Annotated in this window: 21 protein-coding genes; 12 read left to right on the top strand and 9 right to left on the bottom strand. The window is 72.0% G+C overall.

Annotated features, from left to right (window positions below; genetic code table 11):
- Positions 1–5 precede the first annotated feature (5 nt).
- Positions 6–1,250: a sugar ABC transporter substrate-binding protein gene (locus tag EV190_RS12605; protein ID WP_133741723.1), complete on the bottom strand. Its 1,245-nt coding sequence runs from the start codon at positions 1,248–1,250 to the stop codon at positions 6–8.
- 217 nt (positions 1,251–1,467) lie between these two features.
- Positions 1,468–3,102, bottom strand: coding sequence for a glycoside hydrolase family 13 protein (locus EV190_RS12600; RefSeq protein ID WP_133741722.1), 1,635 nt, complete (start codon positions 3,100–3,102; stop codon positions 1,468–1,470).
- A 107-nt stretch (positions 3,103–3,209) separates the two neighbouring features.
- On the opposite strand from EV190_RS12600, the gene EV190_RS12595 reads away from it, so the two are divergent.
- From EV190_RS12595 to hemW, 3 genes are read left to right on the top strand one after another with little or no spacing between them, the layout of a single operon-like run.
- Positions 3,210–4,256, top strand: coding sequence for a LacI family DNA-binding transcriptional regulator (locus EV190_RS12595; protein WP_208113162.1), 1,047 nt, complete (start codon positions 3,210–3,212; stop codon positions 4,254–4,256).
- A gap of 39 nt (positions 4,257–4,295) precedes the next feature.
- Entirely contained in the window at positions 4,296–4,949 is a 654-nt protein-coding gene (locus tag EV190_RS12590) for an MOSC domain-containing protein (RefSeq protein ID WP_133741721.1), read from the top strand.
- Between the two features lie 55 nt (positions 4,950–5,004).
- Positions 5,005–6,237: a radical SAM family heme chaperone HemW gene (hemW, locus tag EV190_RS12585; protein WP_133741720.1), complete on the top strand. Its 1,233-nt coding sequence runs from the start codon at positions 5,005–5,007 to the stop codon at positions 6,235–6,237.
- 67 nt (positions 6,238–6,304) lie between these two features.
- Here the strand turns inward: hemW and EV190_RS12580 are convergent, their stop codons facing one another.
- The 4 genes from EV190_RS12580 to EV190_RS12565 form a co-directional block, all read right to left on the bottom strand.
- Positions 6,305–6,880, bottom strand: a complete 576-nt coding sequence (locus tag EV190_RS12580; RefSeq protein ID WP_133741719.1) for a DUF4870 domain-containing protein — start codon at positions 6,878–6,880, stop codon at positions 6,305–6,307.
- Between the two features lie 168 nt (positions 6,881–7,048).
- Positions 7,049–8,242, bottom strand: a complete 1,194-nt coding sequence (locus EV190_RS12575; RefSeq protein ID WP_133741718.1) for a DUF4870 domain-containing protein — start codon at positions 8,240–8,242, stop codon at positions 7,049–7,051.
- A gap of 61 nt (positions 8,243–8,303) precedes the next feature.
- A complete protein-coding gene (locus EV190_RS12570) occupies positions 8,304–9,140 on the bottom strand; it encodes a DUF3097 domain-containing protein (protein ID WP_243742540.1) in 837 nt (278 codons plus the stop codon).
- A gap of 232 nt (positions 9,141–9,372) precedes the next feature.
- Positions 9,373–10,134, bottom strand: a complete 762-nt coding sequence (locus EV190_RS12565) for a hypothetical protein (protein ID WP_133741717.1) — start codon at positions 10,132–10,134, stop codon at positions 9,373–9,375.
- A 201-nt stretch (positions 10,135–10,335) separates the two neighbouring features.
- Here EV190_RS12565 and hrcA point away from each other — a divergent pair, with 201 nt between their 5' ends.
- Genes hrcA through EV190_RS12550 form a run of 3 tightly spaced genes read left to right on the top strand, consistent with a single transcriptional unit; the run spans position 10,336 to position 13,247 of the window.
- Positions 10,336–11,349 (top strand): heat-inducible transcriptional repressor HrcA, encoded by a 1,014-nt coding sequence (hrcA, locus tag EV190_RS12560; RefSeq protein WP_133741716.1) that lies wholly within the window; start codon positions 10,336–10,338, stop codon positions 11,347–11,349.
- Positions 11,350–12,504: a molecular chaperone DnaJ gene (dnaJ, locus tag EV190_RS12555; protein WP_133741715.1), complete on the top strand. Its 1,155-nt coding sequence runs from the start codon at positions 11,350–11,352 to the stop codon at positions 12,502–12,504. It abuts the gene before it with no gap.
- Positions 12,501–13,247 carry a 16S rRNA (uracil(1498)-N(3))-methyltransferase gene (locus EV190_RS12550; RefSeq protein ID WP_133741714.1) on the top strand — a complete coding sequence of 249 codons (747 nt, stop codon included), beginning with the start codon at positions 12,501–12,503 and terminating at the stop codon, positions 13,245–13,247. Before dnaJ ends, EV190_RS12550 begins: the two co-directional genes overlap by 4 nt.
- Positions 13,248–13,304: 57 nt before the next feature.
- Here the strand turns inward: EV190_RS12550 and EV190_RS12545 are convergent, their stop codons facing one another.
- Both EV190_RS12545 and EV190_RS12540 read right to left on the bottom strand, forming a co-directional pair.
- The gene (locus EV190_RS12545; protein WP_133741713.1) at positions 13,305–13,964 is read right to left on the bottom strand and encodes a hypothetical protein; all 660 of its coding nucleotides are present in this window, start codon (positions 13,962–13,964) and stop codon (positions 13,305–13,307) included.
- A complete protein-coding gene (locus EV190_RS12540) occupies positions 13,961–14,491 on the bottom strand; it encodes a SigE family RNA polymerase sigma factor (protein ID WP_133741817.1) in 531 nt (176 codons plus the stop codon). Before EV190_RS12540 ends, EV190_RS12545 begins: the two co-directional genes overlap by 4 nt.
- A 481-nt stretch (positions 14,492–14,972) precedes the next feature.
- Here EV190_RS12540 and EV190_RS12535 point away from each other — a divergent pair, with 481 nt between their 5' ends.
- The 6 genes from EV190_RS12535 to era all read left to right on the top strand — a co-directional run bounded on the left by EV190_RS12535 (position 14,973) and on the right by era (position 19,930).
- Positions 14,973–15,329: a histidine triad nucleotide-binding protein gene (locus tag EV190_RS12535; protein WP_243742539.1), complete on the top strand. Its 357-nt coding sequence runs from the start codon at positions 14,973–14,975 to the stop codon at positions 15,327–15,329.
- A 301-nt stretch (positions 15,330–15,630) separates the two neighbouring features.
- A complete protein-coding gene (locus EV190_RS12530; protein WP_133741712.1) occupies positions 15,631–16,677 on the top strand; it encodes a PhoH family protein in 1,047 nt (348 codons plus the stop codon).
- Between the two features lie 63 nt (positions 16,678–16,740).
- A complete protein-coding gene (gene ybeY / locus EV190_RS12525) occupies positions 16,741–17,205 on the top strand; it encodes an rRNA maturation RNase YbeY (protein ID WP_133741711.1) in 465 nt (154 codons plus the stop codon).
- A 14-nt stretch (positions 17,206–17,219) separates the two neighbouring features.
- Positions 17,220–18,524: a hemolysin family protein gene (locus EV190_RS12520; protein WP_133741815.1), complete on the top strand. Its 1,305-nt coding sequence runs from the start codon at positions 17,220–17,222 to the stop codon at positions 18,522–18,524.
- Between the two features lie 50 nt (positions 18,525–18,574).
- Positions 18,575–18,931, top strand: coding sequence for a cytidine deaminase (locus tag EV190_RS12515; RefSeq protein ID WP_394345523.1), 357 nt, complete (start codon positions 18,575–18,577; stop codon positions 18,929–18,931).
- 30 nt (positions 18,932–18,961) lie between these two features.
- The gene (gene era, locus EV190_RS12510) at positions 18,962–19,930 is read left to right on the top strand and encodes a GTPase Era (protein WP_133741710.1); all 969 of its coding nucleotides are present in this window, start codon (positions 18,962–18,964) and stop codon (positions 19,928–19,930) included.
- A 389-nt stretch (positions 19,931–20,319) separates the two neighbouring features.
- Here era and EV190_RS12505 read toward each other — a convergent pair whose 3' ends face one another.
- Complete coding sequence (locus EV190_RS12505; protein ID WP_394345522.1) at positions 20,320–21,135, bottom strand: IclR family transcriptional regulator; 816 nt, start codon at positions 21,133–21,135, stop codon at positions 20,320–20,322.
- Positions 21,136–21,744 lie beyond the last annotated feature (609 nt).

The following is a 21,744-nucleotide window of genomic DNA, read 5'->3' as shown; positions in this document are numbered from 1 at the left end:
GGTCGTTAACCGATCTGGTCGGTGATGCTCTCACCGGCGGACCCGACCGCGGTGGCGACGTCCTCGCCGGCGATGACCGCGGCTTCGGCCTGCCCGAACGGACCCCAGATGGCGGACATCTCGGGGAGCGAGGGGAGCGGGTCGCCGTTCGCACCGGCCTCGACGACCCTGGCCAGGTCAGGGTCCTGCTCGGAAACCATCTCCAGGGCCTCGGTCAGCGCCGGGGGACGCGGGTCGGCCTCGTACAGGGCCACGGCGAGCTCGGGCTCGGCCACGAAGTTGGTCACGAACTCCTGGGCGAGCACCTTGTTGGCGCCGCCGGAGGCGACGAAGAACGCCTGGACGCCGATGAAGGGCCGGGCCTCCCCGCCGTCCTCGAAACCGGGGATCGGGGTGATGTCGTAGGGGATTCCGGCGGTCTTCATGTCGGGGATCGCCCAGGGGCCCGAGACGTAGAAGGCGGTTTTGCCGTCGTTGAACAGCGGACCGGCGTTCTGGTTGTCGATGGAGCGCTTGAGCGCGCCGTCGCCGCTCTCGCCGAGTTCGGCGATCTTCTCGAACGCCTCGATGGAGGCGTCCTGGCCCACGCCCATGTCGGCGGGGTCGAGGGAGCCGTTCTCGCCCTCGCCGAACAGGTAGCCGCCGGCCGAGGAGTAGAACGGGTAGATGTGGTAGGCGTCGCCCTCCGCGCCGACCTGGAGGCTCAGGATCTCGTCGACCTCGCCCGCGTCCTTGAGGCCGCTGCCGATGGCGACGAGCTCCTCGACGGTCGCGGGGGCGTCCGGGGCCAGGTCGGTGTTGCGGAACAGGACCAGGTTCTCCATGGCGTACGGGACGCCGTAGAGCCGGCCGTCGAAGGTCACCGCGTCGAGGGAGACCGGCTCGAAGCCGTCGGCCTTGTCCTGGGGCAGCTGGACGGGGTCGATCGCCCCGTTCCGCACCAGGTTGCCGGTCCAGTCGTGCGCGCCGACCACGAGGTCGGGGCCGGAGCCCGCCTGGTGCGCGGTGACGAAGTTGTCCTGCAGGTCCTCGTTGGGGATGGACTGGACGTCCACGGTGACGCCGTGGGCCCCGCCGAACCTCTCCGCGAACGGCATCAGCGCTTCGGTGCGTTCGGGGTCGGCCCAGATGACCATCGTTCCCTCGGCCGCGTCCTCGGGTGCCGCGGTGTCGTCACCGCCGCCGCAGGCGGTCGCGAGGAGTGCGAGGGCGGCAACGCCCGTCATCACTCTGGCGCTACGGATCTTCATGGTTCTCCTTCGGGGCACAAGCCGCGGCGGCGTTCCCCCTCGCGGTCGCGGCTTCTTGGGGGTGCGGTGGCGTGTGACGTTAGCAACTCCTTGCAAGATTTGGAAGAGTTTCCAAATGCTTTCAGAAAGAAGGAGGTAACTCGTTAGAAAACCGGACGTAACGCGCGGAGCCCGGACGCCGTTCGGCGTCCGGGCTCCGTCCCGGCGGCGGGGTTCGTCAGTGGCGCAGCCACACCGCGGTGTCCAGGGGCAGGATCAGGCCGTCCGCGGTCGTCTCCACGGGACCGCTGGAGAGCAGGACCGTACCGTCCAGCGGCAGCGGGACCGGGGACGAACCGAAGTTCACCGCGCAGCGGAAACCCGGCTCGCGGCGCAGTACCAGCACCTCGTCGGGGGATTCGTCCCAGGCCAGCGAGCCGTCGCCGAGCGCGTCGAGCTCCCGGCGCAGCCGCAGGGCCTCGGTGTACAGCGACAGCGTCGACCCCGGGTCGCGCTCCTGGGCCTCACGGGTGAGCGGACGCCACGATGCCGGGACCGGCAGCCAGGCGCGCTCCGCCGTGGAGCCGAAGCCGAACGGGGGCTCCTCGCCCGACCAGGGCAGCGGGACCCGGCAGCCGTCGCGTCCCCGTTCGGTGTGCTGCGAACGCTCCCAGGTCGGGTCCTGCAGGACCTCTTCCGGGAGGTCGGTGACCTCGGGCAGACCCAGCTCCTCGCCCTGGTAGAGGTAGACCGAACCGGGCAGCGACAGCATGAGCAGGACCGCCGCCCTGGCCCGGGCCAGCCCCCGCGCACCGCCGCCGAACCGGGTGACGTGCCTGGTCACGTCGTGGTTGGACAGCACCCAGGTGCTGGGGGCCCCGACCGCGTCGTTGGCCGCCAGCGAGCCGTCCACGATCCGGCGAAGAGCGGCGGCGTCCCACTCGGCGGTCAGGTACTCGAAGTTGAACGCCTGGTGCAGCTCGTCCGGACGCAGGTAGCGCGCCACCCGCTCGGCGTCCTCGACCCACGCCTCGGCCACCAGCGCGCGGTCGCCCTCGTAGCCCTCGACGACGGCGCGCCAGTCCCGGTAGATCTCGTGCACGCCCTCCTGGTCGAAGTAGGGCAGCTTCGTGTGGCCGTCCAGCAGGTCGGCCTTCTGCCCTTCGGCGATGTCGGGCAGCGCCGGGTCCTTGACCATCCCGTGCGCCACGTCGATCCGGAAGCCGTCCACGCCCCGGTCCAGCCAGAACCGCAGGACGTCCTCGAACTCGGCCCGGACCTCGGCGTTCTGCCAGTTCAGGTCGGGCTGCTCGGTGTCGAACAGGTGCAGGTACCACTCCTCGGGCTCGCCCTCGGCGGTCTTGAGCCGGGTCCAGGCGGAGCCGCCGAAGATCGACTTCCAGTTGTTCGGCGGCTCGTCGCCGTTCTCGCCCCGGCCCGGGCGGAAGACGTACCGATCGCGTTCGGGGCTGCCCGGCCCCGCCGCCACCGCCTCGCGGAACCAGCGGTGCGCCGAGGAGGTGTGGTTGGGGACGATGTCGATGATGATCCGGACGCCCAGCTCGTGGGCCGCGGCGCGGAGCGCGTCGAAGTCGGCGAGAGTGCCGAACCGGGGGTCGACGTCGCGGTAGTCGGCCACGTCGTAGCCGCCGTCGGCCAGGGGGGACACGTAGAAGGGGGTGAGCCAGACGGCGTCCACGCCGAGGGCGGCCAGCTTCGGCAGGCGGGCGCGGATGCCGTTCAGGTCGCCGTCGCCGTCGCCGTCGGAGTCGGCGAAGCTGCGGACGTAGACCTGGTAGATGACCGCGTCGCGCCACCAGCGGGCATGGGCGGTCGGGGCCGGGGGGTGGCCGGTTCCGGGGGTCGGTCGCATGGGTTTACCTCCGTGGTCGCGAGGTGGGGGCGGACGAGCGCAACTGCTTGCGCAAGATTACCGACTTCTTTCAATCGTGTGGAGTGCTTTTCCACTAGAGTGCTGCCATGGGTCCACCACGACTGGCCGATATCGCCCGCCAGGCAGGCGTGAGCGAGGCAACGGTTTCCCGGGTACTCAACGACAAGCCAGGCGTGGGTCCGGCCACACGCAAGGCCGTGCTGACCGCCCTCGACGTGCTCGGCTACGAGCGGCCCGCCCGTCTGCGCCAGCGCTCGGCCGGGCTGGTCGGCATGGTCGTCCCCGAGCTCGAGAACCCGATATTCCCGATGTTCGCCCAGGCGGCCGAGGGAATGCTGGCCCAGCGCGGCTACACGCCGGTGCTGTGCACCCAGACCCCCGGCGGGATCGCCGAGGACGAGTACGTGGAGATGCTCCTGGAGCGCAACGTCTCGGGCATCATCTTCGTCTCCGGCCTGCACGCCGACACTACCGCCAACCACGACCGATACCGGGCCCTGCTGGCACGCGGCCTGCCCATCGTCCTGGTCAACGGCTTCGTCGCGGACCTGCCCGCGGCGTTCGTCTCGCCCGACGACCGCGCCGCGGCCCGGCTCGCGGTGAACCACCTGGTCGCGCTCGGGCACACCCGGATCGGGTTCGCCAGCGGCCCGTACCGCTACATGCCGGTGCGGCGGAAGGTGGAGGGCTTCCGGAACGCGATGGCGGAGAACGGCCTGGAGAGCCCCGACGAGCTCGTCGAGCTGTCGCTGTTCGGCGTCGAGGGCGGCCACGCGGCGGCGGGCCGACTGCTGGACCGCGGGGTCACCGGCATCGTGTGCGGCTCGGACCTCATGGCGCTGGGCGCGATCCGCGCCGCCCGCCAGCGCGGCCTGGCCGTGCCCGGCGACTTCTCCGTGATCGGCTACGACGACTCCCAGCTCATCGCGTTCACCGACCCGCCGCTGACCACCGTGCGCCAGCCGGTCCAGGCCATGGCGCTGGCGGCGGTCCGGGCGCTGTGCGACGAGATCGCCGGGTACTCCGCCTCGCGGACCGAGTACGTCTTCGACCCCGAGCTCGTGGTGCGCGGGTCCACCGGTGCCCTCCGGGCCCCGCTGCCCCAGCAGGCGAGCGCCGCGACGGGAAGGTGAGGGGCCGGGGCGCCCACGCGCTCGCGTAGCGTTCTGCGCATGATCAAGGGGATCGTTCAGTCAGTCAACGTCGGCCTTCCCGTGGACGCGGACTGGGCCGGCCGGCTCAGGCGCACCGCCATCGACAAGCGCCCCGTCGAGGGCCCGGTGCGCGCCCTGGCCCTGGGCCTGTCCGGGGACGGGCAGGCCGACCTGGTCAACCACGGCGGACGCGACCAGGCCGTCTACGCCTACGCCCGCGAGGAGCTGGACCTGTGGCAGAAGCGGCTGGACCGACCGCTGAGGGACGGGCTGTTCGGTGAGAACCTCACCACGCGCGGGGTGGAGGTCGACCGCGCGCTGATCGGCGAGCGGTGGCGGATCGGCGGCGCCCTCCTCGAGGTCACGCTGCCGCGCGTCCCCTGCCAGACGTTCCAGCGCTGGATCGGCGAGGACGCCTGGGTGAGGCGCTTCACCGCCGAGGCCCGCACCGGTGCCTACCTGCGCGTCCTGGAGGAGGGCGACATCGCCGCGGGCGACCGGGTGGTCGTGGACCACCGCCCCGGCCACGGGATCGACCTCACTACCGCCTTCCGGTCCCGCTACGACCGCGACCCCGACCTGCTGCGCCGGATCGTGGAGCTTCCGGACCGCGCCGACGAGTGGCAGGCGGCCCTGGCCAAGGCGGAGAGGCGGCTGGGCGTCCGCCGGTAGGGGAGCGCGGGGAGAGGGGCGCCGACCACTGCCGGGTATGACCGACACTTGAGGCATGCCCTCAGTTCCTCTCGGCGGAGACCCCGTCCCCGACGACGGCACGCTGCCCGAGGCCGCGCTGGCCGGTTTCGGCGCGCGGCCGTTCGGGATGTACGTGCACGTCCCGTTCTGCGTCACCCGCTGCGGCTACTGCGACTTCAACACCTACACCGCCGCGGAGCTGCGGTCCCGGGACGGGACGGCCACGGCCTCCCGGGATACCTACGCGGACCAGGCGATCGCCGAGCTCGACCTGGCCCGGAGGGTGCTGGGGGAGCGCGCGGCGCCGGTGCGCACCGTCTTCGTCGGCGGAGGCACGCCCACCCTGCTGCCCGCGGCGGACCTGGGGCGGATCCTCGCGGGGATCGACGCCCGGTTCGGCCTGGAGCCCGGAGCAGAGGTCACCACGGAGGCCAACCCCGAGACGGTGGACCGCGACTACCTGATGCGGCTGCGCGACGCCGGGTTCACCCGGGTCTCCTTCGGCATGCAGAGCGCCCGGCCCCACGTGCTGGCCGTCCTGGAGCGCACGCACACGCCCGGCCGGCCCGAGCAGTGCGTGGCCTGGGCGAGGGAGGCGGGCTTCGAGCACGTCAACCTCGACCTCATCTACGGCGCGCCCGGCGAGACCGACGCCGACTGGAAGGAGTCCGTCGAGGCCGCGGTCGCGGCGCGTCCGGACCACGTCTCGGCCTACTCGCTCATCGTGGAGGAGGGCACCCGCCTGGCGGCGCGGGTGCGGCGCGGCGAACTGACCCCGCCCGACGACGACGTCATGGCCGACCGTTACCTGATGGCGGACGAGCTGCTCTCCGCCGCGGGCCTGCACTGGTACGAGGTCTCCAACTGGGCGGCCGACGAGTCGGCCCGCAGCGCGCACAACCTGCTGTACTGGACCGGCGGCGACTGGTGGGGGGTGGGCCCCGGCGCGCACAGCCACGTGGGGGGGACCCGCTGGTGGAACGTCCGGCACCCCGCTGCCTACGCCGCGCGCCTGGCCGCCGGGCGCACCCCGGCCCAGGCCCGCGAGGTCCTCGACGACGAGGACCGCCGCTTCGAGCGGATCCTGCTGGAGCTTCGCATCGCCCAGGGCTGTCCGCTGGAGCTGCTCGACGAGCGGGGCCGCGCGGCCGCCGAGAGGGCCGTCGCCGAAGGGCTGCTGGCCTCCGGCGCCCACGAGCGGGGCCGCGCGGTGCTCACCACCCGGGGGCGTCTGCTCGCCGACGCTCTGGTGCGCGACCTCACCTGAGCCTCGCACCACGGCGGGCCCGGCCGGCCGCCCGGCCGGGCCCGCTCGGTCATGCGGAGGCCTCGGACTACTTGACCAGTCGCATGCTGAGCGGGTACTTGTACCACTCGCCCTTGCTGGCGGCCAGAGCGGCCATGATGCCGAAGATCAGCGCGCACACGCCGGCGGCCAGCATGGTGAAGATGCCGATGATGACGAACGTCAGCACCCACGAGACCACGTAGATGATCGTGATCATGATCTGGAAGTTGAGCGACTCCAGAAGGTGGTGCCGCAGGTAGGGGGAGGCCTCGTCCTTCTTGACCAGGAACAGGATGAGGGGGCCGAGGAAACCGGTGAGGATGCCGAGGACGTGGGTCAGCAGCGCGAACGTGTTGTCGTCGCCCGGGTTGGCGCCGGGGCCGTAGCCGGGCTGCTGTCCGTAGCCGGGCTGCTGACCGTATCCGGGCTGTCCGCCGGTGGGCTGGCCGTAGCCGGGCTGCTGTCCGTACCCCGGCTGCTGTCCGTATCCGGGCTGTCCGCCGCTGGGCTGTCCGTACCCCGGCTGCTGGCCTCCCGTGTTGTAGGGGTCCTGGCCCGGGCCGTAGCCACCGGGGTAGCCCTGGCCCTCGGAACCGTCTTGGGGCGGATAGGGGTTGCTCATGATCGTCCTCGTTCTTCAAGCCAGTGCGGAGCGGCGGGGATGAGTGCCATCACGGCCGGTGGACGCCTTAAAGGCCCGGTCCCGGCATTGTGAACGCATTCGCGCTGATCGTCCAGTCGGTGGGTCCGTCCGGATACTCCGACGGGCCCACCGACCGTGTGGTTCCGGTTATTTCACCAGGCGGACGGCGACCGGGTAGCGGTACCAGGCGCCCTTGTTCGCGGCGATCGCGGCCAGCACCCCGAAGATGATGGAGACCAGCCATATGACGATCAGCAGACCCGAACCGATCGCGGAGAGAGGGGGCGCGAACACACCGAGCAGGACGAAGACGATCCCGCTGACGATGTACGGGATCAGCAGGGTCAGCTGGAAGTTCAGCGCCTCCGCGGCGTGGTGCCGCACGAACGGCGAGCGGTTCCTCCTGGCCAGGTAGACGACCAGCGCGGGCAGCCACCCGGCGCACGCGATGATCACCCCGGCGAGGTGCGAGATCATCGCCCAGGTGGTCTCGTCCGAACCCCCCTGGCCGGGCACCCCGGCGCCCTGCTCGAACCCGACCGGCCCGTGCGCCTGCGGTCCCGGCTGCTGGGGGTAGCCGGGCTGCTGGGCGTAGCCGGGTTGGCCGTACTCGGGGGCTCCGGGCTGGGGCTGCTGCTGCGGGTACCCCTGGGGGTACCCGGGCTGTCCGCCGGTGGGCTGGCCGTAGCCGGGCTGCTGGGGCTGCTGGGGGTATCCCGGCTGCTGGCCGTAGCCGGGCTGTTCGGGCTGCTGCGGGTATCCGGGCTGCCCGCCGCTGGGCTGGGGGTAGCCGGGCTGCTGGGGGTAGCCGGGTTGGCCGTACTCGGGGGCTCCGGGCTGGGGCTGCTGCTGCGGGTACCCCTGGGGGTACCCGGGCTGCCCGCCGCTGGGCTGGCCGTAGCCGGGCTGCTGGGGCTGCTGCGGGTATCCCGGCTGCTGGCCGTAGCCGGGCTGTTCGGGCTGCTGCGGGTATCCGGGCTGCCCGCCGCTCGGTTGGGCGTACCCCGGCTGTCCGCCGCTCGGTTGGCCGTAGCCGGGCTGCTCGGGCTGCTGGGGGTAGCCGGGCTGCTGGGCGTAGCCGGGTTGGCCGTACTCGGGGGCTCCGGGCTGGGGCTGCTGCTGCGGGTACCCCTGGGGGTACCCGGGCTGCCCGCCGCTGGGCTGGGCGTACCCGGGCTGCTGGGGAGCCTGCGGCTGCTCGGGCTGCTGGGGGCCGGACTGGCTGCTGCCCCCAGCCTCGCCGAAGCCCGGCTGCCCGCCGGAGGGGGTCCGGCCCCCGGCCGGTTCTCCGCCCGGAGGCTGGTCCTGGGGAGGAGGGTAGTTGGGCGGTGTCTCGCTCATGGTTTCCCTTGGCTATGCCGGTTGCGATGGGGCCACAGACCACGCGGTCCTGGTACTGAGCCTATTCCTCGGTCATCTGGGGGACGGTGACGAAGTCGATCAGTTCTTCGACGCGGCCCAGCAGTTCCGGTTCCAGATCAGCGTAGGAGCGGACCGATCCGAGGATCCGCCGCCAGGCCTCCCCGGTCTCCATCCGCCAGCCCAGAGCGGCCAGAACCCCTTCCTTCCACGGGACGCCGCGCGGTACACGCGGCCAGGCGCGGATGCCGACCGCCGCCGGTTTCACCGCCTCCCACACGTCGACGTAGGGGTGGCCGACGACCAGCACGTCCGGGGACCGCACACGGTCGGCGGTCCGGCTCTCCTTCGAACCGGGGACGAGGTGGTCCACGAGCACTCCGAGGCGGCGCCGCGGACCGGGGGAGAACTCCGCGACGATCTCGGGCAGGTGGTCGACGCCTTCCAGGTACTCCACGGCGATGCCCTCCACCCGGAGGTCGTGGCCCCAGATCCGCTCGACCAGCTCGGCGTCGTGCGCGCCCTCCACGTAGATGCGGCTCTCCCTGGCGACCCTGGGACGCGCGCCGGGGACGGCGACGGATCCGGACGCGCTGCGCAGCGGACCCGCGGGCGCGGACGAGGGGCGCACCACGGTCACCGGAGCGCCGTCGACGAGGAATCCCGCCGGGGCGAGGTCGAACACCCGCCGGCGGCCGTGGCGGTCCTCGAGGGTGAGGCCGAGCTTGTCCCAGGCGACCACCGCGCCGCAGAACCCCTCGTCGGCGGACTCCAGGACCAGCCCCAGTTCGGCGGGGACCTCGGGGACGCTCCCCTTGCGGGGGCGCCGCCAGTCGCCCGCGAGCACGTCGTCGCCGTATCGCCCGGAGTGAGAACCCACGGGCACGGAGTCTAGTGCTTCCGAACGCGCGGGCACAGGAGCCCTACGGGGTATCCGTTGCGTGAGGGTTTCGTTGACGGTCTTGGCGCTGGCGTTCTGCAAAACGGACGAAGTGGAACGCCGGCGTCACGATCATCGAGCGGGACCCCCGGTGGTGACCGCGAACCGGGTTGCTCCGCGCGGGCCCGGCCCCCGCTCGCCGTCGCAGCCCCGTCACCGCGCCGGATGCTCCCTAGCCGCCGGAGGGGGGTTCCGGTGGCTGCCAGGGGCCTGTTCCCACCACGGGTTCGCCGTGGGACGCGGGGTGCGGGGGCGCGGCCGGGGGGTACGCGGCGGGAGGCGGCCCCCACGGCGGCCGGGGAGGGGCGTGGAACACCGGTGCGGCCGACCGCCGCCTGGCGGCGCTGCGGCTGACGCTGTTGGTGACGATCAGCGTGATGCCGATCACGAGGGTGCCGGAGCCGATGAGGGCGGACCACCGGAGCCCCGCGAAGAACATGTCCTCGGTGGTCCTGGCGTGGTCGCCCTGCCACAGTCCGTACCGCGCGCCCTGGACGGTCCGGCAGACGATCGTGTGCTCGCCCGGCTCCCTCACCTGGACCTGGCCCGCGAGTATCCACCGGGTCTCGTCGTCCCACACCTCGTAGTGGAGCGGGGCGCGGCGGACCGGAACGGAGTCGTCCCCGCCCGCCGGGCCCGTGACCGAGCACTCCGACGGTATGCCGGGGCTCTGGTAATGGGTGACGAACAGGTCCCAGCTCTGGTGCTCGCTGCCCGGGGCGACGGTGAAGCCGGCGACTTCGGTCTCGACGAAGATGTGGTCCATGACGGGGGCGGCCAACGAGCTGACGGAGCCGACCGCGAAGACGACGACCGCGGTGACGAAGCCCGCCGCGATGAGCAGGCCGCCCGCCCAGTAGCGCAGGACGCCGGGGCCGGCGGGAGCGCCGGAGGGCGGGGTAGGGGGAGGGGGATTCGGGGGATAGTAGGACACGGAGAGATTATTCCGGACGGAAAGCCTTTGGCCGTACCGGTTTTCGGCCGCCGGACCCCCGCGTCCACCGGGTGTTCGGGCGGACGCGGGCGCGCCCGGGGCCGGACGCCGGCCGGCAGCGTGCCCGATCGTGGGAGGGCCGGGTTTGCCCGCCAGCGTAGAATTAGCACTTAAGACCACGGAGTGCCAGGAGGTGAGCGCGTGCTCGACGACCGAAAGCTCGCGGTGCTGCGTGCCATCGTCGAAGACTTCGTGTCCACGAACGAACCCGTGGGCTCCAAGGCACTGGTCGACAGGCACAGCCTCGGGGTCTCCCCCGCGACCATCCGCAACGACATGGTGGCCCTCGAAGAAGAGGGGTACATCGCCCAACCCCACACCAGCGCGGGCCGGGTCCCGACCGACAAGGGCTACCGGCTCTTCGTCGACCGGCTCTCCACGGTCAAACCGCTGTCCAAGGCCGAGCGCCGCGCCATCGAGACCTTCCTGTCCGGCGCGGTGGACCTGGACGAGATCGTGGCCCGGACGGTCCGGCTGCTGGCCCAGCTGACCCGCCAGGTGGCGGTCGTGCAGTACCCGTCGCTGACACGGTCCTGCGTGCAGCACATCGAACTCGTCCCGCTGGGACCGCAGCGTGTCATGATGGTGCTGATCACCAACACGGGCCGGGTCGACCAGCGCGTCATCGACGGTCTCGCGCGGGTCACCGACGACGTGGTCGAGAACCTGCGGGGCGTGCTCAACCGGGCCCTCGTCGGCAAGTGGCTCACCGACGTCCCCCAGGCCCTGTCCGAGACGACGGCCCAGCTTCCGGCGGAGGACCGCCCGCTGGCGCAGGCGGTACTGTCCGTCCTGATGGAGAGCCTCGTGGAGAAGCGCGAGGAGAAGGTCGTCCTCGGCGGGACCGCGAACCTCGCCGCGATGGGGTTTTCGGCCAGTCTGCGGGACGTGCTCGAAGCACTGGAAGAAAACGTCGTACTCATCCGTTTGCTCGGTGAGGCGGGCGACCCGTCGATGCTGACGGTGCGCATCGGGGCGGAGAACTCGCACGAGGGTCTCCACACCACATCGATCATCTCCGCGGGCTACGGCATCGGCGACCAGTCGCTGGCCAAGCTCGGGGTCGTCGGTCCGACCCGAATGGACTACCCAGGAACGATGGGAGCGGTACGCGCAGTGGCAAGGTACGTCGGTCAGATCTTGGCGGGACAGTAAGTGGCCAGAGACTATTACGAGACCCTCGGTGTCCGTCGGGACGCCACCCAGGACGAGATCAAGAAGGCATATCGCCGCCTGGCGCGCGAACTCCACCCGGACGTCAACCCCGATCCGGAGACGCAGGAGCGCTTCAAAGAGGTGGCCCAGGCCTACGAGGTGCTCTCCAACGCGGAGAAGCGCCGCATGTTCGACATGGGAGTGGACCCCTTCGCGAGGGGCGGGGCGGGGGCCGGGGGCGGAGCCGGAGGCTTCGGCGCCCAGGGCTTCCCCTTCGACGACATCATGAACGCCTTCTTCGGCGGGGGCGGCGGACCGCAGGGCGGCCGATCGCCGCGGGACCGGGTCCGCCGGGGACGCAGCATCAAGGTGCGGGTCGAACTCGACCTCGCCGAGACCGCGTTCGGCGTCACCAAGGACGTCACCTTCCCCACCGCGATCGTGTGCGACACCTGCCACGGCGAGGGCACGGCCAAGGGCAGCCACCGCGAGACCTGCGACATGTGCGCGGGCCGCGGCGAGGTCTCCCAGGTCACCCGCTCCTTCCTCGGGCAGGTCATGACCACGCGCCCGTGCCCGCAGTGCTCGGGCCAGGGCACCGTCATCAAGGACCCGTGCCCCGACTGCGCCGGCGAGGGCAGGGTGCGCGAGCGCGTCACCCGCAAGGTCCAGATCCCCGCGGGCGTCGAGGACGGCACTCAGATCCAGCTCGCGGGCGAGGGCGAGGTGGGCCCGAACGGCGGGCCGCGCGGCGACATCTTCCTGGAGATCGTCCAGCGCCCGCACCCGATCTTCGAGCGGCGCGGCGACGACCTGCACTGCACCGTCACCGTCCCGATGACGGCGGCCGCCCTGGGCGCGTCGCTGACCATCGAGACCCTCGACGGGACCGAGCAGATCGACCTGCGGCCGGGCAGCAACTCCGGCCAGGTCATCACGCTGGACGCCCGCGGGTGCCAGCACCTCAACGCCCCGGGCCGGGGCGACCTGATGATCCACGTCACCGTCGAGACGCCCAGCCGCCTGGACGAGGAGCAGGAGGCGCTGCTGCGCAAGTTCGCGGAGCTGCGCGGTGAGGACCAGCCGCCCGGCAAGTTCAGCCCGGGGCACGGCAACATCTTCTCCAGGCTGCGCGACGCGTTCGGAGCCCGGTGACGCCTCCGGTCTTCCTGACGGAACCGGGGGACCTCGACTCCGACCGCGTGCTGCTGTCGGGTGCGGAGGGGCGGCACGCCGCCACTGTGCGCAGGATCACCGTCGGCGAGGTCGTCCATCTCGCCGACGGCACCGGCACACGGGCGCGCTGCGTGGTCGTCGCCGTCGGGAAGGACACGGTGACCTGCCAGGTCCGGGAGCGCGTCGTCGACCCCGAGCCCGCACCCCGGATCACCGTCGTCCAGGCGCTGCCGAAGGGCGACCGGGGTGAGCTCGCGGTAGAGGTCATGACGGAGGCGGGGGTCGACGCCGTCACGCCCTGGCAGGCGGAGCGCTGCGTCACCCGCTGGAAGGGCGACCGCGCCGCCAAGGGGCCGGCCAAGTGGCGGGCCGCGGCCCGGGCGGCGGCCAAGCAGGCCCGGCGCAGTCGTGTCCCCGAGGTCTCCGGGTGCGCGAGCACCCGCGAGGTCGCCGACCTGCTCGGCGGGGCCTCGCTCGGAATCGTGCTGCACGAGGAGGGCGCCGTGCGGCTGTCCACTCTCGAACCGCCCGAGGGCGCGTTCGACCCCGGTGGGGAGATCGTGCTGGTGGTCGGCCCCGAGGGCGGGTTCACCGACGCCGAGCTGGCCTGCTTCGACGAGGCCGGGGCGGTTCGGGCGCTGCTCGGCCCGACCGTGCTGCGCACCTCCACCGCGGGTGTGGCCGCGCTGTCGGTGCTCCAGGCCCGCTGCGGCCGCTGGTAGCCGACCCCCTGACGCGAACCGGCCCGTCCCGCTCACGGCGGGGCGGGCCGGTGCACGTCAGGGGGTCGGGGCGCTCTTCGACTCCTCGGGAAGGGGAGAGGGCTCCTCGTCGTCGGCGGGCGGGCTCTCGGGAGCGGTGCCGTCGTCGGGCTCGTCCCCGCCGGGCGCCGGGGACTCGCCTTCCGGGGAGCCGGGGGCGTCCGTGGCCGGGCAGGACTCCGGGGCCGGGTCGGACCGCGTGTCGGGCGACGGTTCGGGCGGGGGGGACGCGGCGCAGGACAGGGCCGGGCTCTCGCCTTCGCCGTCCTCGTCCTCCTCCTCCGGGGAGGGGACCGGAGAGGGAGCCGGGGGCGGGACCGGGGCGGCCGCGCTCCCGCCCGGCCGGACACCGGAACCGTCCGAGGGGTCGGCGGCGGCCTCGGGCGGAGGCTGCTCGGTCTCGGCCCTGTGCGACTCGGCGGCGGAGACGAAGGACTCGGGAAGCACGTGGTCGCGGATCTGCGGTGTGCTCAGCAGAACGGACCCGGCGATCAGCGCGGCGGCGCCCACGGCCACCGCTGGACGCAGCCAGGCGAGCCCGGACCAGGGGAGCAGCCTCCGCTCGGTGCGGGCCCTGATGCGCTCCAGCGCGTCGTGTGACGTGGGGGTGCTGTCGGCCTCGGCGCGGAGGGCCGCCCTCAGCCGCTCTTCGAAGCGGTCGTCGAAAGGTTCGGTCATGTCGTTTGCTCCAGAACCGTGCGGAGCGCGGAGATCCCGCGTGCCGTGTGGCTCTTGACTGCGCCACGACTGATTCCCATGGCGTCGGCGATCTGGGCTTCGGAAAGGTCCCCGTAGTACCGCAGAACGATAGCCTCCCGCTGCCGGGTCGGCAGCGTGCGCAGAGCCTTGATCACTTCGGCGCGCTCGAGTTCGCCGAGAGCGCCGTGCTCGGCGCTGGGGGCGTCGGGGAGCGCCTTGGGGGCGTGCTTCTCCACGACGGCGCGGTGCCGCAGGACCGACCGGGCCTTGTTGACCACGGACTGGCGCAGGTAGGAGAGCGCCTTGTTCGGGTCGCGGAGGCGCCGCCAGGCGCCGTGCATGGCGACGAACGCGTCCTGCACGACCTCCTCGGCGGTGGCGACGTCGCGGACGAGCAGGGTGGCGAGCCGGACCAGGGGCCGGTAGTGGGCCGAGTACAGCTGGGTCACCGCCTGGTCGGCGTCCCAACCGACCGGTACCGCCGCTGCGGGCGCTCCCGCCACCATGGTTTCAGTCACGTGGTTAGGACGCGGGCCCTTCTCGCCCGGTTTACGAAGGGGCATGCCGTTCTTCTCGTTCGGTTGGGGTTTCGGCCTCTTGTTCCAAGAGAAGACGCCCATGACCTCCTTTGATGTCCACACTGCGGGCGGTCCGCGCGCAGCGGAGCCTTCGCGCCCCGTGGCGGCGGCAGAGGACACCGCGAGGACGCGAAAGACCAGAATAGTCCGCCATGGGGGCGATTCCCGGTGGATCGAGGGCCGGGGAAGGTCCGGAAACGCGCCCGAACCAAGCCGAACCGGCTGTCGGGAGCGAGAAGGCCGAATCCCCGCGGCTCCCCGGCGTGTCCCCGCCCCCGGTTCGGACGCCCGGCGGTCCGCCTCCCACCGGACACACCCGTCCCCTGCGTCGCAGGCGTACCGCTCCGCGCTCTCCGGCATGATGTGGGGACCGGGAGGCGCCCCGCTCTCCCGGAGAAGGGAGAAGCCGGTGTCCGTCAGTCGACCCGACTGTCTGTTCTGCAGGATCGTCGCGGGGGAGGTGCCGGCCGACGTCGTCCGCGAGGGCGAGCGCGTCGTCGCCTTCCGCGACGTCAACCCGCAGGCCCCGACCCACGTGCTGGTCATCCCGCGCGACCACTACCCCGACGCCGCCGCGGCGGGCGCCGCCCGGAGCGGACTCCTCGACGAGATCGTCCGGGAGGCGGGCGAGATCGCGCGCGCCGAGGGGATCGCCGAGACCGGCTACCGCCTGGTCTTCAACACCGGGTCGGCGGCCGGGCAGACCGTCTTCCACCTGCACGGCCACCTGCTGGGCGGGCGCGGGATGGAGTGGCCCCCGGGGTGACCGGGGGCGGACGGAGCGGTCCCCCGGGCGGCGCGGCGCCCGCGAGTCCGCACGCCCGGCGGGCGCGGGTCGGAGGGTCTTCCGGGGGAACGGAGGAGGGCCGGAATAGCGGGACCCCGGCCGCCGTTGTCCGGAGAGGTCCGGAGGCGCTCCGGCCCTCGGAGGGCTGGGAAAACCCTTCGGGGCGCGCGTGTCCGGGTTGATAGAATCTCAGGTGTCGCGCGGCGGCCGCAGTGGCTGCCGGGACGGGATCCTCCGGACACGGTGAAGGGCAGGGGCGAGACGGCCGCAAGGCCACATCATGGTCGAGTCAACGCATTCAAGCACCCAGGTCAAGGTCGTCGTCCCGGAAGACCAGATGATGGTCAACCTGCTGGGGTCCGGGGACGAACTGCTCCGGGTCGTCGAGAACTCCTTCGACAGCGACATCCACGTCCGGGGCAACGAGATCACCATCAGCGGCCGGGCCGAGGACAACGCCCTGGTCGTCCGGCTCATCGAAGAGCTGCTGCAGCTGGTCGAGAACGGCGCGCAGATCACCCCCGACGCGATCGAGCGCGCGTTGGGCATGCTTCGCGTCCCCAACGGGGAGCGTCCCGCCGACGTGCTGATGACGAACATCCTGTCGGCGCGCGGTCGCACCATCCGCCCCAAGACGCTGAACCAGAAGCGCTACGTCGACGCGATCGACAAGCACACCATCGTCTTCGGGATCGGCCCCGCGGGAACCGGGAAGACCTACCTGGCGATGGCCAAGGCCGTCAAGGCACTGCAGGCCAAAGAGGTCAACCGGATCATCCTGACCCGCCCCGCGGTCGAGGCGGGGGAGCGCCTGGGCTTCCTGCCCGGCACCCTGTACGAGAAGATCGACCCCTACCTGCGCCCGCTGTACGACGCGCTGCACGACATGCTCGACCCCGACTCCATCCCCAAGCTGATGTCGGCCGGGACCATCGAGGTCGCCCCGCTGGCCTACATGCGCGGACGCACCCTCAACGACGCCTTCATCATCCTGGACGAGGCGCAGAACACCTCGCCCGAGCAGATGAAGATGTTCTTGACCCGGCTGGGCTTCGGCTCCAAGATCGTGGTCACGGGAGACGTCACGCAGGTCGACCTGCCGGGAGGGCAGGCCAGCGGCCTCAGCGTCGTCGAGAGCGTCCTGGACGGTATCAGGGACATCGGCTTCTGCCGTCTCAACAGCAACGACGTGGTCCGGCACAAGCTGGTCGGCAAGATCGTGGACGCCTACGGCCGTCACGAGGCCGAGCAGCGGCAGAGCCAGGGCAACGGCTCCCGCGACCGCCTCCCGGTCCACTCCAACGGATCGGTCCGCGGCGCCAGGTGATCCCCCGCGCGGACCCGTCGGCCCGCGCGGTCCCGCATGCGACAAGTAAGGCCCCTGAGAACTATGAGTATTGACGTCGCGAACGAGTCCGGCGTCCCCGCGGACGAGGAGCGGCTGTCCCGGCTGGCGCGCTACGTTCTGGACGCCATGCGGGTGCACCCCCTCGCGGAGCTGTCCGTCGTCCTCGTGGACGAGGAGCCGATGACGGACCTGCACGTGCGGTGGATGGACGAGCCCGGACCGACCGACGTGCTGTCCTTCCCGATGGACGAGCTGCGTCCCGGCGGTCCCGGGCGCACCTCCGACCCGGGGGTCCTGGGCGACGTGATCATCTGCCCGCAGGTCGCCGCCCGGCAGGCCGAGCAGGCCGGGCACAGCGCGCAGGACGAGATCGACCTGCTGTGCACGCACGGCATCCTGCACCTCCTGGGCTACGACCACGCCGAGCCCGAGGAGCACAAGGAGATGTTCGGGATCCAGGGTGAGATCCTGGAGGGCTGGCGTCGGAGCCTGGACGAGGTCTCGTGAACGGAGCCCTCGAGATGGGGGTCGCCTTCGGCCTCGCCGTCCTGCTCTCACTGGGCGCGTCGTGCTTCGTGAGCGCCGAGGTCGCGCTCGGCCGCGCCGCCCGGACGGGCGTCGCGGAGCTGGTCGGCGGAGACCGGCCCGGCGCGCGCCGGCTCGGGGTGATCGCCGCCGACCCCGCCCGCTACCTCAACATGCTGCTGCTCCTGCGGGTCGCCTGCGAGGTGCTGGCGGCCCTCTCGCTCGCGGTCGGCTTCGTCGACTGGCTCGGCCTGGGCTGGCCCGCGATCACGCTCACCGCGGTCGTGATGATCCTGGTCAGCTACGTGCTGATCGGGGTGACACCGCGCATCCTGGGGCGGCAGTTCCCCGCCGAGGTGGCGCTGGTCAGCGCCAACGTCATCTATCCGGTGACGCTGGTGCTCGGCCCGCTGGCGCAGCTCCTGGTGTTCCTGGGCAGGGCCTTCACCCCGCGCGGCAAGGGCGACAGGGAGGGCCCGTTCGCCACGGAGGACGAGCTGCGCCACCTGGTCGACCTGGCCGAGCGGGGCCACGTCATCGACCCGGAGGAGCGGGAGATGATCCACTCGGTCTTCCGGCTCGACGACACCTCGGTGCGCGAGGTCATGGTCCCGCACACCGACATCGTCTTCCTCAACGCCGACGCCTCGGCGGAGGACGCCCTCTCGCTCGCGTTGAGCAGCGGGTTCTCCCGCGTCCCGGTGGTGGGCGAGAACCTCGACGACATCATCGGCATCGTCTACCTCAAGGACGTCGTGGCGCGGCTGCGCGACACCTGGACCGGCGACGGAGCCGGCGCCGAGGCCGGGCGCACGGTCCGCGACATCATGCGCGAGCCCAACTACGTACCCGACTCCAAGCCGGTGGACGAGCTGCTGCGCGAGATGCAGAAGCAGCGCATCCACCTGGCGGTGGTCATCGACGAGTACGGCGGGACCGCCGGGCTCGTCACGATCGAGGACATCGTCGAGGAGATCGTCGGGGAGATCACCGACGAGTACGACGACGAGGTCCCGCCGATCGAGCCCCTCGGCGACGACCGCGCCCGGGTCACCGCGCGGCTTCCGCTCGGTGAGCTGGCCGAGCTGTTCGGAGTGGAGATCGACGCGCCCGACGTCGAGACCGTCGGCGGCCTGCTCGCCTACACGCTCGGCCGCGTCCCCGTCACCGGTTCCGAGGCCGAGTACGCGGGACTGCGGCTGGTGGCCGAGGACCCCTCGGGGCGGCGCAACCAGACCGCCACGGTCCTGGTCGAGAAGCTGCCCGCGCCCGCCGAGTCGTCGGGCCGGGCCGAGACCTGACCCGCCGGGCCCCACACACTTCCAGCACCGACGCCGAGAAAGGCATCCCTGTGACCAACGGAACCGGAAACCTCGCGGACATGGACCCCGAGGACGTCAAGCTGATCACCCTCGCGCGGTCCTCGCGCGCCCGCAACGGCGCGGCCGAGGGGGCGGCGGTGCGCGACGAGACGGGACGGACCTACGTGGCGACCACCGTCGCCCTGCCGTCCCTGGCGCTGAGCGCGCTCCAGGCCGCCGTGGCCGCCGCGGTCTCCAGCGGCGCGTCCTCCCTGGAGGCCGCCGTGGTCGTGACCGCGGCCGCCTCGCTGCCCGCGAGCGACACCGCGGTGGCGGGAGACCTCGGGACCGCGGTCCTGGTGTTCGCGACCCCCGACGGCACCCCCGTCGGCGTCACCCGGACCTGAGCACCGGCCCCGACCGGCGAGACTGGACACATGAACGACCTCGACCTCGAAAAACTGCGCACGCCGCTGCCGATGCCCACCCACCGGGAGGGCTTCCGGAGCGGCTTCGCGTGCTTCGTCGGCAGGCCCAACGTGGGCAAGTCGACGCTGATGAACGCCCTGGTGGGGCAGAAGGTGGCGATCACCAGCAACCAGCCGCAGACCACGCGGCGCACCGTGCGCGGGATCGTGCACCGCGACGACGCGCAGCTGATCATTGTGGACACCCCGGGCCTGCACAAGCCGCGCACGCTGCTGGGGGAGCGGCTGGACAGCCTGGTGCGCTCGACCCTGGTCGAGGTCGACGTCATCGGGTTCTGCGTCCCGGCGAACGAGCCGATCGGCCGGGGCGACACCTACATCGCCCGCGAGCTCGCCGCCCAGCGGAACACCCCGGTCGTGGCGATCGTCACCAAGACCGACACCGCGGACCGCAAGCAGATCACCGAGCAGCTGCTGGCGGTCTCCCGGTTGGGCGACTGGGCCGACATCGTGCCGGTCTCGGCGAACGGCGCCTACCAGCTGGACACCGTCACCGACGTGCTGTGCGGCCACCTGCCCGAGGGGCCGCCGCTGTACCCCGACGGCGACCTCACCGACGAGCCGGACGAGATGCTGGTGGCCGAGCTGATCCGCGAGGCGTCCCTGGAGGGGGTGCGCGACGAGCTCCCGCACTCCATCGCGGTGGTCGTCGAGGAGATGGCCCCGCGCGAGGACAGCCGCCCGGACCGCGAGCTCGTCGACATCTACGCCTCTCTGTACGTGGAGCGTCCCAGCCAGAAGGCCATCGTCATCGGGGCCAAGGGCGCCCGCCTGCGCGACGTGGGGACCCGCGCCCGCAAGCAGATCGAGGGGCTGCTGGGCACCCGCGTCTACCTCGACCTGCGCGTACGCGTCGCCAAGGACTGGCAGCGCGACCCCAAGCAGCTCCGCCGCCTGGGCTTCGACCAGCAGGTCTGACGCCCCTGGAGCGCGGCGCCCTTCTCGCTGATCCTGACCTTTTCGGGGTCTCGACCGCCTCTGAGACCCGGGAAAGGTCACGATCAGCGGGGAAACCACTACGAACCGGACGCGGGACACTCCCTATGGGGTTTCCGAGGCGGGGGTGTTCCGTGCACCGGTGCTTCGGGGGTCTTTCGGCCGCACGCCACGCGGATCACAAGGTCACAGCGGGCGGCGACGGCGGGCGGGGGTCGGGGCAGCGCCCATGATGTCCGTTGCGTGAGGGTTCCGTTGACGGTTGTGGGCTTTCTGCCCGTTTCGGGGTCGGGAAGGGCGGAAAGCCCATGATCATTCCGGGTGGGGGGCGAGGCACCGGTGTCCGAATCCACCCTCGCGCCGGAGATTCCCTAGGCCTGGTGGGTGAGGTCCTCGGCCAGGTCCACGGCGCTCCGGCGCACGATGGGGGCGGCCCGGTCCACGAAGTCCCAGTTCATCCGGGACTCGGGGCCGGAGATGGAGACGGCCATCATCGCCGGGCCGCCCAGGACCGGCACGGCCAGGCAGCGGACCCCGACCTCCTGCTCGCCGTCGTCGATGGCGTACCCCTGCTCGCGGACGCGGGCCAGTTCGGCGGCGAACGCCTCGGGGGTGGTGATGGTGCGGTCGGTGGCCGCCGGCATGCCGGCGCGCCGCACGGTGGCCAGCGCCTCGGCCTCGGGGAGCTGGGCCAGCAGGGCCTTGCCGACTCCCGCCGAGTGCGGCAGCACCCGTCGGCCGACCTCGGTGAACATGCGCATGGAGTGCGGGGAGGGCACCTGCGCCACGTAGACGACCTTGTCGCCGTCCAGCATGGCCAGGTTGGCGGTCTCGCCGAGGTCCTCGACCAGCTGGGCCAGGTGCGGGCGGGCCCAGGCGCCCAGCATGCGCGAGGCGCTCTCGCCCAGGCCGATCAGGCGCGGCCCCAGCGCGTAGCGGCGCGAGGGCAGCTGCCGGACGTACCCGTTGCCGAGCAGGGTGCGGATGATGCGGTGGATCGTGGGCAGGGGCAGCCCCGACGAGGCCGCGAGCTGACTGAGTGAGATCTCGCCGCCGGCGTCGGCCATGATCTCCAGCAGTGTGAACGCGCGGTCGAGCGACTGCACGCCGCCGGAGCGTCCACGGGCCTCCGGCCCGACCAGGACCCCGTCGGGCCCGCCGTCGGCCGTTGTCTGCGACGTTGCCAAGGAATCCAGCTCCCATCACCGTGACCGGCCCGGTCGACGGACGGTCGAGTCCCGGGTCCTCGTTCCGGAGCACGTGAAGCCCCGCCCCGAAACCCGTCCGCAGCTCGTGCCGCCGCGCGCCCGCGGACCGCGCCGTCGGGATCTGCACCGATTCTCGCAGATCACACCCGTGTTGTTCCGAATTGTAAAAGTCGGTGTCCGCCATGGAGAAGCTTCTGGGCCGGGATTCGGTGATTCCACCGATTTCCGGTTCCGAACCGCGGCCCTCGACGACCGGAAGCGGCGCGGCGGTCGCGCGGGGCCCGGCAGTGGCGGGGCGACGCGGGACGACCGCGCGGCAGGGGACGACCGCCGGTGGGACTGGCAAGCCGGTCTCGTGTCTTACGTGTGCTCCGCACGAGAAACGACCGCCTGGGTGTTGGCCGCACCCGAAGTCCCGCCGACGGCTTCCAGCGGCCTGGCCGGGCGGACGGGTCCGCCCGTGTGGCTGCATAACCCCCTAGCACTGAAGGGTTTCCTTGAATGTTACATACGGTCGGGGAGAACACCAGCGGCGAGGCGTCCGAATCGGGGCGCGGGGGCTCCCCGGGGCTCGGGGCGTGAGGGTCC

It is taken from the genome of Actinorugispora endophytica (assembly GCF_004363075.1).
Taxonomy (GTDB): Bacteria; Actinomycetota; Actinomycetes; order Streptosporangiales; family Streptosporangiaceae; genus Actinorugispora; species Actinorugispora endophytica.
Note: the sequence above shows the minus strand (reverse complement) of the source record. Positions and strands in the feature narration are given on the sequence as shown.

Bases quoted from the DNA above. Each gene is read 5' to 3' on its own strand.
- EV190_RS12520 (WP_133741815.1), top strand. From the start codon at position 17,220: ATGGGGGTCGCCTTCGGCCTCGCCGTCCTGCTCTCACTGGGCGCGTCG.
- EV190_RS12530 (WP_133741712.1), top strand. From the start codon at position 15,631: ATGGTCGAGTCAACGCATTCAAGCACCCAGGTCAAGGTCGTCGTCCCG.
- EV190_RS12595 (WP_208113162.1), top strand. From the start codon at position 3,210: ATGGGTCCACCACGACTGGCCGATATCGCCCGCCAGGCAGGCGTGAGC.
- ybeY (WP_133741711.1), top strand. From the start codon at position 16,741: ATGAGTATTGACGTCGCGAACGAGTCCGGCGTCCCCGCGGACGAGGAG.
- era (WP_133741710.1), top strand. From the start codon at position 18,962: ATGAACGACCTCGACCTCGAAAAACTGCGCACGCCGCTGCCGATGCCC.
- EV190_RS12600 (WP_133741722.1), bottom strand. From the start codon at position 3,102: ATGCGACCGACCCCCGGAACCGGCCACCCCCCGGCCCCGACCGCCCAT.
- EV190_RS12540 (WP_133741817.1), bottom strand. From the start codon at position 14,491: ATGGTGGCGGGAGCGCCCGCAGCGGCGGTACCGGTCGGTTGGGACGCC.
- EV190_RS12605 (WP_133741723.1), bottom strand. From the start codon at position 1,250: ATGAAGATCCGTAGCGCCAGAGTGATGACGGGCGTTGCCGCCCTCGCA.
- EV190_RS12580 (WP_133741719.1), bottom strand. From the start codon at position 6,880: ATGAGCAACCCCTATCCGCCCCAAGACGGTTCCGAGGGCCAGGGCTAC.
- hemW (WP_133741720.1), top strand. From the start codon at position 5,005: ATGCCCTCAGTTCCTCTCGGCGGAGACCCCGTCCCCGACGACGGCACG.
- EV190_RS12590 (WP_133741721.1), top strand. From the start codon at position 4,296: ATGATCAAGGGGATCGTTCAGTCAGTCAACGTCGGCCTTCCCGTGGAC.
- EV190_RS12545 (WP_133741713.1), bottom strand. From the start codon at position 13,964: ATGACCGAACCTTTCGACGACCGCTTCGAAGAGCGGCTGAGGGCGGCC.
- EV190_RS12575 (WP_133741718.1), bottom strand. From the start codon at position 8,242: ATGAGCGAGACACCGCCCAACTACCCTCCTCCCCAGGACCAGCCTCCG.